Genomic DNA, 13,255 nt, shown 5'->3' with positions numbered 1-13,255 from the left:
ACGTGGAAAACGGTTGATCACTATGAACGAAGAGCATCTTTTACGGATCCAGGCCATTGTTGAGGCGGCGTTGCTGGCCGCTGGCAAGCCCCTGTCCCTGGATCAGCTGCGGGAGCTGTTCACAGAAGAGGAGCGCCCGGCCCGACAGGTCATGGAGCACGTCATGGTGCTGCTGGAAGCGGCCTGTGAGGGGCGCGGCTTTGAGCTGAAAAAGGTGGCCAGCGGCTATCGGCTGCAGGTCCGGGAAGAGTTCGCGCCCTGGGTCGGCCGGTTATTCGAGGAGCGACCTCAGCGCTACTCCCGGGCATTGTTGGAAACCCTGGCCCTGATTGCCTATCGCCAGCCCATCACCCGCGGCGAGATCGAGGAAATCCGCGGTGTTACGGTAAGCAGCAATATCGTTCGAACGCTGCTTGAGCGAGAGTGGGTGCGGGTGGTGGGCCACCGCGACGTGCCTGGCCGGCCCGCGATGTACGCGACCACTAAGCAGTTCCTCGACTATTTCAATCTCACCGGTCTGGATCAGTTGCCGCCCCTGTCCGAGGTGCGGGACCTGGAAGAGATCGGTCGGGAGATCGAGAAGAACATGCAGGCTGAAATTGAATTCGATTCGCCCACCGAGGACGAATCGGATCAGCAAACACTTCACTGATTCCGGCGTGCTTTCACGCCGTCACAAAGGATTTATTCATGGGTTCAGAACGCCCGAGAGCGGCCGCAAAATCTGCCGGTGACAAGGTCACCGAAGCCGGCCCCGAACGCATTCAAAAGCTGTTGGCCCGGGCGGGCGCGGGCTCGCGACGGGAAATTGAGGGCTGGATGGAAGCCGGCCGGCTCACGGTCAACGGTCAGCCGGTGGCGCCCGGCCAGAAAGCCACCGTGGACGATCGTTTTGAGCTGGACGGGCGCCGGTTGGACGTCTCCGGCGCGGCGGAAGTGGTACGCCGGGTCCTGATTTACAACAAACCCGAGGGCGAGGTCACCACCCGCAAAGACCCGGAAGGCCGGCCCACCGTGTTCGACCGCCTGCCACGGCTGAAAGAGCACCGCTGGATCTCCATCGGCCGGCTCGACATCAACACCACCGGCCTGGTGTTGTTCACCACCGATGGGGAGCTCGCCAATCGCCTGATGCATCCGTCTCGTCAGATTGATCGGGAGTACGCGGTGCGGGTCTTCGGCGAGGTCGACGACGCCATGATCGAGCGCCTGATGCAAGGGGTGCTGCTGGACGATGGTCTGGCCAAGTTTACGGACATCACGCCCGCCGGTGGCAGCGGCATGAACCGCTGGTTTCACGTCACTCTGCTCGAGGGGCGGAACCGGGAGGTCCGGCGCCTGTGGGAGTCCCAGGGCGTCAAGGTCAGCCGCCTGAAGCGGGTGCGCTACGGGCCGATCTTCCTGCCCAGCCGACTGACCCTGGGCAAGTGGGAAGAGTTGGACCAGAAGGCCGTCGACACCCTGAGCCGGGTGGTGGATCTGGCCACCGTTGAAATTCCGAAGAAAACACCAAATGAGCAGGCGGCCCAGGATCGTCAGCGTCGCAAAAGTCCGGGGCGCAATCCCAAGCGTGGTGGCAGTCGCTGGCAGGTTGCCGATTCCCGGCCCGCCAAGGCGGCCGGCAAGCGCAAGCCGCCGCGCAAATAGCCCTCAGCTGATGGCGGCAAACACCCGGGTGCAGTTCCGGCCCTGGCGTTTGGCCTGGTAGAGCGCGTCGTCGGCGCGCGCCAACCACTGTTCGGGAGATTCCCCGGCAAGGTGGGTGGCCACCCCGCAGCTGGTGCTGACCGACAGGGTTTCCTCGCCGCAATCCACCCTGATCTGTCCCACTGCCTTGCGGATCCGCTCGGCCACATCCCGGGCGTCCGCGTCCGCGGTGTGGGGCAGGAGCACGGCAAACTCCTCACCACCAAAACGATAGACGCTGTCCGAGGTGCGCAGGGAGCGCTCCAGGCATTCCGCGGCCAGTTGCAGTAGGTGGTCACCGACGACGTGGCCGTGGGTGTCGTTGACCGATTTGAAATGATCCAGGTCGCACAGGACCAGCGAAAAGTCCCCGTGTTTGCGGTCAGACAGCTGGCTGGCTCGCAGCAGTACGTCGTCCAGTGCCCGTTTGTTGGGGATGCCGGTCAGGGCGTCGGTCAGTGCGGCCTGTTCGATGGCCATGTACTGGCAGGCATTGCGCAGCGGGCAGATCGCGGCCCCCAGTATGGTTTCCACCCCCTGCAATTCCTCCTCCGAAAAACGCTGGCGCCGGTTCAGGGTCAGGGTGCCATAGTGAACCCCTTCCAGGTTGAGGCGGTACTCGGACCGATGCTGTCCGCCCAAGCCGGTCGCAAACACGAAGTCCTGACGGGCAATCCGGTGCCGGTAGTGGAGCGAGTCGAAGGGCACCACGTCGTTGAGCTCATCCGCCAGGATGCCCAGTTGGGTTTCCAGGGACAGGGTGGTGGACAGCCGACGGGTCAGCCGGGTGAGGACGTCCGACGAATTGCTCCAGTCCTGCTGGGCTTGACGAAGCGCGGCAAGCTTGCGGGGCTGGGAGGTGGATCTCTCGATGGAAGGTATGTTTTTCACGTCGGCTCACTCTGCTGGTAGTGATCTTTGTTTACATTGCCCTTAGCAGGAACCGTGCCTGAAATATAATTAATATCCAAAACATATAGATATGAGATGTTTTTGATCTGATTTCCGGGTTTTGGCCCGGGCCCGGCGCGGGCGCGCCAAAAAAACGGCAGTCCCTTGCCGGGACGCCGGTGCCTCGGGGTCAAATTGCCAGCGTGGGGGATTGGGGTGGGGCCCGCCTGTGGTAAACTCCTGCGCTTATATCCATCGCGTCTGAAGAAGTGAGCGACTTACTGTATGAGGTTTCAGGCCCCGGAGAGTCTGTCCGAACAAATAGCCCAACATCTTGGCCAGCGGATCATCATCCGGGACCTGCCCCCGGGCGAGCGCATCCAGGAACTGAAGGTGGCCGGTGAACTCAATGTCAGTCGCGGTTCCGTGCGCGAGGCCCTGCTGATCCTCGAGCGCCGGCACCTGATCGAGATTTTTCCGCGCCGGGGGGCGGTGGTGTCGAGTCTGACCCCCGAGAGCGTGAACAGCCTGTACGACATTTACATCGATTTGCTGTGCATGCTCGGTCGCAAGGTGCTCGAGCGCTGGTCCGGTCGGGAGCTGGAGGGCGTCATGGGGCAGGTTCAGGAGCTTCAGACGGTCATTGATGCCCTCAACACCCGCAGCCCCGATGCCGCCGAGCGCGTCATCGAAGCCGGTTTCGGGGTGATGCGTTACGCTTATGGGCTCGTTGAGAACCCGTTTCTCGAGGAAACCCTGGAGAATTTCCGGCCGGCGATCAGCCGAACCTATTTCGTCGCCCTGGAGCATTTTCGCGACGAAATCGATGCCACCGCCACCTTCTTTCGGCAGTTGGCGGACGCGGCGGTCAATGATGACGCGGCCAAGCTGCAAGCCGTGATCCAGGCCTTTGGCGAACACCAGCGCCAGCAGGTCCTGACCATTCTCAGGGAGGAGGCAAGCGCCTGATATGCGCCTGAAGTCGATCAAACTGTCCGGTTTCAAATCCTTCGTGGATCCCACCACGGTGCCGTTTCCCTCCAACATGACGGCGGTGGTGGGGCCGAACGGCTGTGGTAAATCCAACATCATCGACGCCGTGCGCTGGGTCATGGGGGAAAGCTCCGCCAAGTACCTGCGCGGTGAGTCCATGACCGACGTCATCTTCAACGGCTCCAGTGCCCGCAAGCCCGTGGGCCAGGCCTCGATCGAACTGGTCTTCGACAACAGCGACGGCTCCGCGCCTGGCGAGTTCGTCTCGTTCAACGAGATTTCGGTGCGGCGCCGGGTGTCGCGGGAAGGCCAGTCCGAATACTTCCTGAATGGCTCCAAATGTCGCCGTCGCGACATCACCGACCTGTTCCTCGGCACCGGCCTGGGACCGCGCAGCTATGCCATCATCGAGCAGGGCATGATCTCCCGGCTGATCGAGGCCAAGCCCGAGGAGCTGCGGGTCTACATCGAGGAGGCGGCGGGAATCTCCAAGTACAAGGAACGTCGCCGGGAAACCGAGAACCGGATTCGCCGGACTCAGGAAAACCTGGAGCGCCTGACCGATTTGCGCGACGAGCTGGGCCGGCAACTGCAACACCTGGAGCGCCAGGCCGCCGCCGCCGAGAAGTACAAGGCCTACAAGGCCGAGGAGCGCCAGAAGAAAGCCGAGCTGACGGTGCTGCGCTGGCAGTCCCTGGACAACGATCTGCAAACCTGGCGTGGCAAGATCCGGGACACCGAGCTCGAGCTGGAAAAACTGTTGACCGAGCGGGTCAATCTGGAGACCTCGCTCGAATCCCTGCGCGAGAACCATCTGGACCGGACCGAGCACTTCAACCGGGCCCAGGCCAAGTATTACGAGGCGGGGGCGGACATCGCCCGGATCGAGCAAAGCCTGGAGCATCAGCGGGAGCGCAGCCGGCAGACCGCGGCGGAGCTGGATCAGGCCATGGCCAACCAGCGGGAGCTTGCCCGCGAGCTGGAGCAGGACGAGGACAAGCTGGCCGGCATCCAGGAAGAACTGGACATGATTGCCCCGGAACAGGAGGCACTGGCCCTGCGCTCGGAAGAATCCGGTGAGAAACTGCAGCTGGCTGAAGATGCCATGAGTGACTGGCAGCAGCAGTGGGAAGACTTCAGCAGCCGGTCGTCGGACGCCCGCCGACAGGCGGAACTGTCCCAATCCCGTATCCGGTCGCTGGAAGACGCGATTGAGCAGCTGCGCACCCGGTCCCGGAAACTCGACGACGAGCGCGCGCTGCTGGACGGTCAGATGGATCGGTCGGAGCTGGAGCAGTTGCAGGAGCAACAGGAAACCCTGGAGCTGCAGCGCGAGGAAGCGGCCGAGCGCATCGCCGCCATTCAGGATGATCTGTACGAGGCCCGCCAGAACCAGCGTGAGGCCGAGCAGGTGGTTTCCGAGGAGCGCCAGCGGGTGCAGAGTCTGCGGGCCTCACTGGATTCCCAGCAAGCGTTGCTCGACGAACAGTTGGGCGGCCAGGACAACGCGCTCCAGAACTGGCTGTCCGAGCACGGTCTGGCCGAGGCGCCACGGGTGGCCAGCCAGCTGAGCATCGAAACCGGCTGGGAGTTCGCGGTCGAGCAGGTCATTGGCCGGTTTACCCAGGGGCTGGCCCTGCCGGGCCTGGGGGACGTGACTCAGGCCATGGCCGGTGCGCCCAAGGGCGTGGCGGTGGTCAACTCGGGCGCGGCCTCACAGCACGACGGCGCGCCGGGTGATCTGATCAGCAAAGTCTCGGGCCTGCCTGCCGTGGCCTCGCTGATGGTGGGAATCAAGGCGGTCGAAACCCTGTCCGATGCACTGGGCATGCGCGATGGTCTGGACGAGGGCCAGAGTGCCATAACGCCCGAGGGAGTCTGGGTGTCGCGGGACTGGGTACTGATGCCCGATTCCGACGCCGGCCAGGTCGGTGTCATCGAACGCCAGAAAAAGGTCAGCGAGCTGACCGAACAGTTGGCACAGGCGGAAGAGGCGCTGGAGGCGGCCAGCGAGCGGCTGGACCACCTGCAGGAACGCGCCGAGCGGGCCGAGGCGGCCCGGGACGACGCCCAGGCCACTCTGAGTGACGCTGAACGCGAACTCAGCGGCCTGTCGTCCCGCATCAGCGGTCTGCGGGCCCGGGCCGAGCAGATCGATGCCCGGCTCGTGCGTATCCGGGAGGATCTCTCCGATGTGGCGCTCAACCTCGAGGATCAGGAAGAGCAGCTCCAGCAGGCCCGGGAAGAGTGGCAGCAGGCCCTGGCGTCCAGCGAGGACAGTGACGAGGAGAAGGAGCGACTGCTTGAACAGCGCGACAGCTTGCGGGAGAACCTGGATCGGCTTCGGCACGACGCCCGCCACGACCGCGATCACGCTCACCAGCTCCAGTTGCAACTGCAGTCCCTGAACAGTCAGCGCGATGGCCTGAAGCAGACCATTGAGCGCATGCAGCTGCAGAAAGAGCGGATTGAGGAGCGCCTGGAGGTGCTGCGGGAATCACGGGAGAGTGCCGAAGAGCCCATCGAGGACCTGCAGATGCAGCTGGAGGGCCTGCTGGACCGGCGACTGGCCGAGGAAGAGAAGCTCGGGGCGGCACGGGACGCCCTGGAAGATATTGATCGCGAGGTTCGGGCCAGGGAGCAGGGCCGCAGCGGTATCGATCACAAGATCCAGGAAATCCGGTCCCAGCTTGAGAAGCTCAAGATGGAATCCCAGGCCCTGGAAATCCGTTCCGGCAACCACATCGAGCAGTTGCAGGAACTGGATGTGAAGCTGCAGGAAGTGCTGGCGCAGCTGCCGGAAGGTGCCAACGACAAGGAGTGGGCAGAGGAGCTGGAGAAAATCGGTAACCGGATCCAGCGCCTGGGCGCCATCAACCTGGCCGCCATCGAGGAATACCAGGTCCAGAGCGAGCGCAAGACCTACCTGGACAGCCAGAACGACGACCTGCTCGAGGCTCTGGAAACCCTGGATAACGCCATCCGCAAGATCGACCGGGAGACCCGGCAGCGCTTCAAGGAGACCTTTGACCAGGTCAACGGCGGGCTGCAGGCCCTGTTCCCCAAGGTGTTCGGTGGCGGCAACGCCTATCTGGAGCTGACCGGCGAGGACCTGCTGGAAACCGGCGTGGCGATCATGGCCCGGCCTCCGGGCAAGAAGAACAGCACCATCCACCTGCTGTCCGGCGGTGAGAAGGCACTGACCGCGATTGCGCTGGTGTTCTCCATCTTCCAGCTCAATCCGGCGCCGTTTTGTATGCTCGATGAGGTCGACGCACCGCTGGACGACGCCAACGTGGGCCGCTATGCCAATATGGTCAAGGAGATGTCCAAGCAGGTGCAGTTCATTTACATCACCCACAACAAGATTGCCATGGAGCTGGCGGATCAGTTGATGGGCGTCACCATGCATGAGCCGGGGTGCTCACGCCTGGTGTCGGTGGATGTCGAGGAGGCGGCCGCTCTGGCGGAAGCCTGAGCATTAATCCGTCAACAATGACAATAACGCCATCTGGCCCGGCTGTGCGTTGTATTCATTACGGGCTTTTCTTAGAGTAGCAATGTTACCCGAGCCGCGAACAGGACAGCAGGACTATGTCACTTAGGGAATGGTTAATTGCCATCGGTACCCTCGTCATCATCGGTATAGTTATCGACGGAATTCGCCGTGTCCGTCGGGCGCGCAAGGAATCCCTGGCGATTTCCTCCGGCATGGGCGCCGATGAACTGGAAGAGTCTCCGCTGGACGAACATTACAACCCGGAACTGCCCAATGGGGGCGCGCGGACCATTTCCCGCGACACCCTGGAGGAGCGGGGCTATGTCAAACGGGAGCGTTCCGACCGGTTCGGTACGCCCAAGCCGAAACCCACGCGTCCGGTCACGGCCAGTGCCCGCAGTGCCCCGGTTGCCGAGGCCACCGACGCCGATCAGGACTGGGATTCCGGCTTTTCCGCCCGCGATGAGGGCGGCGCTGAGCTGGACGACGGCTGGGGCGTCACCGACGATGAACGCTCAGTGGAAGTGGCGGCAGACCCCCGGTCGGCCAGCCAGCCCCAGGATGTTCTGGACGACGAGGGTGTTGATTTCGATGCGGACGAGGCCGAGCCCTGGGATGCGCAGGACGCACCGCCGACGGTGACCAGTGAGGTCGAGGAAGACACCGCCCGCCGGGATCCGGTGGCGAAGAAGGGCAGCCAGCCGTTGGCCGGGGCCAACCGCCCCGAGGCCCGCGAAGTGATTGTCATCAATGTCCTGGCGCGGGCCGAGGAGGAGTTCAGCGGCGTCGCCCTGAAGAAGCTGTTCGAGGCCTGCGGTCTGGAATTCGGCGATATGGACATCTACCACCGGCACGAGGCGGCCGACACCACCAGCCCGGTGCAGTTCAGTGTCGCCAACGCGGTGGAGCCCGGCACCTTCAGGCCGGAGGATATGACCGCTCTGACCACGCCCGGCATCAGCTTTTTCATGAGCATGCCCGGTCCGACAAATGCGCTCCAGGCCTTTGATTTCATGTTGGAAACAGCCCAATGCGTGGTGCGTAACCTGGGCGGTGAGCTGAAAGACGAGCGTCGCAGTGTGATGACCCCCCAGACCATCGAGCATTGCCGCCAGAGGATCCGCGAATTCGACCGCAAGCAACGGTCCCAGCGGGTGTAGCCCAACAGCACAGTGTGACCAACGATGCCCGGACACGTCCGGGCATTTTTTTGACAGGTGAGCCCACAACGTTATGAGCCAAGCCTCCCCCGAGCAAATCCAGCGAGTTGCCGACCTGCGGTCCGCCATCGAGGACCACAACTACCGTTACTACGTGCTTGACGATCCTCGTATACCGGACGCCGAGTACGACCGGTTGTTCCGTGAGTTGCAGCAGCTTGAATCGGAGTTCCCCGAGCTGGCATCGGATGAGTCGCCGACCCGGCGTGTGGGCAGCAGCGTGGAAACCAGTTTTGCCGAAGTGGTCCATCGCATCCCGATGCTGTCGCTGGACAACGCTTTCAGTGAGGACGAACTGCGGGACTTTGATCGCCGGGTGCGTGAGCGCCTGGGCACCGAGGACGGCGTGGAGTACGTCTGCGAGCCCAAGCTGGATGGCCTGGCGGTCAGCCTGCACTACGAGCACGGGCTGCTGATTCGGGCCGCCACCCGCGGCGATGGTTACGCCGGCGAGGATATCACCGCCAACATCCGAACCATTCCTTCCATTCCGCTCAAGCTGCGCGGCGAGCAGGTTCCTGAGTTGGTGGAGGTCCGAGGGGAGGTGTACATGCCCAAGGCCGGCTTCGAGAAACTGAACCAGAAGCTGGCCAACCAGGGCGAAAAGACCTTTGTGAACCCGCGTAATGCGGCAGCGGGCAGCTTGCGCCAGAAAAAATCCACCGTGACCGCCAAGCGGCCGTTGGAAATGTGTGCGTACAGCGTGGCCGTGACCGACGAGGCGGAGCTGCCCGACACCCACTGGGAAGGCCTGCAGCGGGTCCGGGACTGGGGCTTTCGGGTCAATCCGGAGATGCGCCTGGCCCAGGGGGTCGAGGACTGCCTGACGGCCTATTCGGAACTGATGGACAAGCGCGATTCACTGCCTTACGAGATCGACGGCATTGTGTTCAAGGTCAACCGGCTCGATCTCCAGAACCGGCTCGGCTTTGTCTCCCGGGCGCCGCGCTGGGCCATCGCCCACAAGTTCCCGGCCCAGGAGGAGCTGACCGTCATCGAGGACGTCGAGTTCCAGGTTGGTCGCACCGGCGCCGTGACCCCGGTGGCGCGGTTGAAGCCGGTGTTCGTCGGGGGCGTGACCGTTAGCAACGCCACCCTGCACAACATGGACGAAATCCGCCGTCTGGACGCCCGCATTGGCGACACGGTGTTTATCCGCCGTGCCGGCGATGTGATTCCCCAGGTGGTCAAGGTGGTCGTCGAGAAACGCCCGGCCGATGCCCGGGAAGTGCATTTGCCGGCGCAGTGCCCGGTGTGCCAGTCCGACGTGGTGCAAATCGAGGGCGAGGCGGTGGCCCGGTGTTCAGGGGGGCTCTACTGCCCGGCCCAGCGCAAGGAGGCCATCCGCCACTACGCCTCCCGCAAGGCCCTGGACATTGAGGGCCTGGGCGACAAGTGGATCGATATCCTGATCAACCACGAGCTGGTGCAGACGGTGGCCGATCTCTACCGCCTGAAAAAGCAGGACCTGACCGGGCTGGAACGGATGGGCGACAAGTCCGCCGGCAACCTGATTGCCGCCATTGATCGCTCGCGCAACCCGGTGCTGTGGCGGTTCCTGTACGCGCTGGGCATCCGTGAAGTGGGTGAGGCCACGGCCAAGGCCCTGGCTTCGCATTTTGGCACCCTGGAGGCCATCGCCGAGGCCGACGAGGAAACCCTGCAAACCGTACCCGACGTCGGCCCCATCGTGGCCGGCCACATCCGCAGCTTCTTCGAACAGCCCCATAACCAGGAGACCCTGGCGGCGCTGAAAGCAGCGGGCCTGGTGTGGCAGGAGGAAGAGGTGGTCGAGGGCGAGGCGCCGCTGCAGGGGCAGACCTGGGTGCTCACCGGCGCCATGTCGCAGCTGACCCGGGACGAAGCCAAGGAAAAGCTGGAACGACTGGGTGCAAAAGTGGCGGGGAGTGTGTCCAAGAAAACCGCCTGCGTGGTGGCCGGGGAAGCGGCCGGGTCCAAACTGGCCAAGGCCGAAAAACTGGAAATCCCGGTGCTGGACGAAGCGGCGTTCCTGGATCTGCTGCGGGACCACGGGGTCCTGGACTCGTCGGCCTGACCTGGACCGGGCCGCCGCATCGGCCAGTGGCGCGCTGGCCGGCGAATCTGAGAACTCGCGCAGATCCCGGGTGGCACAAATTGGCTACCATGGCGTTGTTCTGTAACGGTGTGTAAACCGGCTTAGCCGGGAAAGCCCGCCACTGCCATAACAACAACGCTTAAACGGACTTTTTCATGCGCGCCGATCTCGTCTCCCGCCTTGTCTTCGCCGCCCGCCTGTCACTGCTGGTCCTCGCCTTGCTGGGGTTGGCTGGGTGCAAGACCGAGAAGGATCCCGACCAACCGACCATCCTGGGCATACCCCCGGCAACCGCTTACCTCGGCGTGGAGTACTACTACAATTTTGGCGCTTACGGCGGCGAAACCATTCTCGACTACTCCCTGACCAACGCGCCCTCGTGGCTGGCGTTAGAAGACACCAACAACAAGGCACGGCAGGGCATCATCATGCGCGGGGTGCCCGGCCTGTCCGGTGGTAACCGCGGCGACCAGGACCTGGGTAAAAACGAGGGCGTGAACCTGGTCACCACCGATGGCCGGATGTCCGGCGTCCAACCGTTTGATATCGAGGTCAAGTACAACCCCCTGTCCCTGGAGGCATCCAATTTCACCGAGGGCGAAGCGTCCGCAACCTCCGAGTCCAGTGACACCCGCTGCGAGACCCCGGCTCTGGACGGCGAGGGCCAGCACAGTTTCACCATCAACGAATACGACGAGAATGGCCAGGTTACCGGCAGCCAAGACGTCAGTTTCAAGACCCGTCCGGTCATCGTCCGGGTGGCCCTGGACCAGCCCTCGGTAACCCGGGTGACGGTGGCGTTTGAGCTCAGCTCCCAATACGATGACTCCCAGTGCGATGACGGTTTCAGCGCCCCTCATCAGCGCTGCGATTTTGGCGAAGCCAACGTCGGGGACGCCATTGTCGGCCAGGATCTGGTCGCGCTCGGGAGCGGCAGTGGTGGCCGCCTGGAAGAACTCGGTTATTTGAATTATCGCAACGACGGCCTCGGCGGCGAGGTCACCTTCGAACCGGGCATCACCGAATGCTTCATCCGCCTGGAGGTCATCGACGACACCTTCGCCGAGCCGGTGGAGACCGCCCTGATCACCTTGACGGAAGTGCGTGAGGGGCTGGCGGGTTTGGGGGAGAGCAACGCTGGTGAACGGCTGAACCTGCTGATCGAAGACGACGAGCCCCTGCTGACCCTGCGTACCCGCGCCGGCGGAACCCGGGATGCCCTCAACACCAATGGGTTCCGAGAATACGTGGCGCGCCTGTCCGGCGATCGCGACGGCATCTTCCGGGCCAGGCTGATCCACACCGAGGATTCCACGGCCCGACTGGACTCCGAATTCGTCATCGAGCAGGAGCAGGGCGGCACCTGGCTGAGCAACGACGAGCTGGCGTTTCCCGAGTCGGTGGATGAACTCACCTTCCGGATTCGGGTCCTGTCCGACAGCTACAGTAATCCCGATCTGAACGACCGCTTTATCCAGCTGGGCCTGGACAAGGACTACCAGGCGGGCCGGCAGAACTTCGCCTGGGCGCGGGGCGACAACCTGCTGCGGGTCAGCCTTAATGAATTGACCGCCGCCCTGGAACTTGACTCGGCAAACGGCTTCGTCGCCACGGATCTGGCCCTGGCGCATTCGGGCAGGGCCTTCGTCGCCGGTTACGACAGCCTGGACAATGACCGCATTCGGGTACGGATCTACGATCAGAAAGGCGATCTGCTGCAGGACATCGCGGTGTCCGACCCGGGCGATTCGCTGGCGGGGCCGGCGCCGGTGATTGCCACGGTGAAACGCAAGGTCGCCAAGGGCAACGCCAGGGTCGACCGGTTCGAGTTCGTGGTCGCCTACAGCACCGATCAAGCGGTTGCCGGCACCACCGGCCAGGGCGGTGAGGATGTGGTCGCCACCCGGTACCGATTCGATCCAGACAGCAACGGCGGCGAATACGTGCACAACTGGACCCTCCGTACCGGCACCGCCGGTGATGACCGGGTTCGATCCGTCGCCATCAACAGTCTGGCCGGCTACGTGGCCATCGCGGGCACCACTAACGGTACCTGGCCCGGTCAGAGACGGGCCGGCAACCAGGACAGCTTCCTCCAGCGCATTGATACCCAGATCGATGGCAGCGATGAAATCCCCAAGGTGGCCTGGACCCGCCAGGTAGGTTCCACGGCCGACGATTCGGTGGCCGGAGCGGCCGCCGAACAGGCGTCGCCGCTGCTATTCGGGTCGGCGCGGGGGCAGGTGAACGGTGAGTCGGTGCTGGGCGGCGAAGATGCCTTTTTCTACAGCGCCTCCAGCGCCGACGGCGCTCTCTCGATCTACCAGGTGGGTACCGACGCCGACGAGCCGGTTTCGGCCGGAACCTTCGTCGCCAATCAGCTGTGGTTGGTGGGGGCGTCATCGAGCCTGTATTCGGTGACTGAGAACGACGACGGCGAGACCCGCCTGACGCGCGACCCCACCGCCAGTGCCGCTGGTTTTCTGCTGGCCTATTCTCCAAACGGTACCGTAAACCGGGCCTTCAGCCTGAATGACCCGGGCGATGCGGCCACGGAGCGACTGGCGGCGCTGACCGCGTTTGATAATGACATGGTGGTGGCCGGCGCCACCGATGGGGTTTTCCGCAAGACCGCCGATAACCTGGGGGGCGGGCAAGCCATTCTGGCGCGGGTGTCCCTGGCGGGCGAGGACGCCGATGTCGAGGCGTCGGCCGCGACCAGTCCCTGGCGTTACCAACTGCCCAAAGCCGACTCGGAGATCCTGGCCCTGGCCAACTACCGCGACGATGAAATCCTCGCCCTGGCCCGGCAAGGGGGGGAGCGATTGCTGCTGGTGTTCAGCCCCGAGGGCCGCCTGCTGACCGCGTTGGATTAGGGCAGCGCAGCGT

The 13,255-nt window shown here is 63.7% G+C and carries 8 protein-coding genes; 7 read left to right on the top strand and 1 reads right to left on the bottom strand.

Annotated elements, in window-relative coordinates:
- The first annotated feature begins 22 nt into the window (after nt 1–22).
- A complete protein-coding gene (gene scpB, locus U5822_RS16235) occupies nt 23–652 on the top strand; it encodes an SMC-Scp complex subunit ScpB (protein WP_322856949.1) in 630 nt (209 codons plus the stop codon).
- 38 nt (nt 653–690) lie between these two features.
- Nucleotides 691–1,647 carry a 23S rRNA pseudouridine(2605) synthase RluB gene (rluB, locus tag U5822_RS16230; protein WP_322856653.1) on the top strand — a complete coding sequence of 319 codons (957 nt, stop codon included), beginning with the start codon at nt 691–693 and terminating at the stop codon, nt 1,645–1,647.
- Nucleotides 1,648–1,650: 3 nt separating this feature from the next.
- On the opposite strand, the gene U5822_RS16225 is transcribed toward rluB, so the two are convergent.
- On the bottom strand, nt 1,651–2,577 hold the full coding sequence (locus U5822_RS16225) for a GGDEF domain-containing protein (protein ID WP_322856652.1): 927 nt from the start codon (nt 2,575–2,577) through the stop codon (nt 1,651–1,653).
- 285 nt (nt 2,578–2,862) lie between these two features.
- Between U5822_RS16225 and U5822_RS16220 the strand changes: the two genes are divergently transcribed.
- From U5822_RS16220 to U5822_RS16200, 5 genes are all read left to right on the top strand, one after another.
- Nucleotides 2,863–3,546, top strand: a complete 684-nt coding sequence (locus U5822_RS16220; RefSeq protein WP_322856651.1) for a GntR family transcriptional regulator — start codon at nt 2,863–2,865, stop codon at nt 3,544–3,546.
- Nucleotide 3,547: 1 nt separating this feature from the next.
- The gene (gene smc, locus U5822_RS16215; protein ID WP_322856650.1) at nt 3,548–7,048 is read left to right on the top strand and encodes a chromosome segregation protein SMC; all 3,501 of its coding nucleotides are present in this window, start codon (nt 3,548–3,550) and stop codon (nt 7,046–7,048) included.
- A 116-nt stretch (nt 7,049–7,164) separates the two neighbouring features.
- Nucleotides 7,165–8,229 carry a cell division protein ZipA gene (gene zipA, locus U5822_RS16210; protein WP_322856649.1) on the top strand — a complete coding sequence of 355 codons (1,065 nt, stop codon included), beginning with the start codon at nt 7,165–7,167 and terminating at the stop codon, nt 8,227–8,229.
- A gap of 73 nt (nt 8,230–8,302) precedes the next feature.
- Complete coding sequence (ligA, locus tag U5822_RS16205; RefSeq protein ID WP_322856648.1) at nt 8,303–10,345, top strand: NAD-dependent DNA ligase LigA; 2,043 nt, start codon at nt 8,303–8,305, stop codon at nt 10,343–10,345.
- Nucleotides 10,346–10,521: 176 nt separating this feature from the next.
- Nucleotides 10,522–13,242 carry a CaCA family sodium/calcium exchanger gene (locus U5822_RS16200; protein ID WP_322856647.1) on the top strand — a complete coding sequence of 907 codons (2,721 nt, stop codon included), beginning with the start codon at nt 10,522–10,524 and terminating at the stop codon, nt 13,240–13,242.
- Nucleotides 13,243–13,255 lie beyond the last annotated feature (13 nt).

Source organism: Marinobacter qingdaonensis, from assembly GCF_034555935.1.
GTDB classification, from domain to species: domain Bacteria; phylum Pseudomonadota; class Gammaproteobacteria; order Pseudomonadales; family Oleiphilaceae; genus Marinobacter; species Marinobacter qingdaonensis.
Note: the sequence above shows the minus strand (reverse complement) of the source record. Positions and strands in the feature narration are given on the sequence as shown.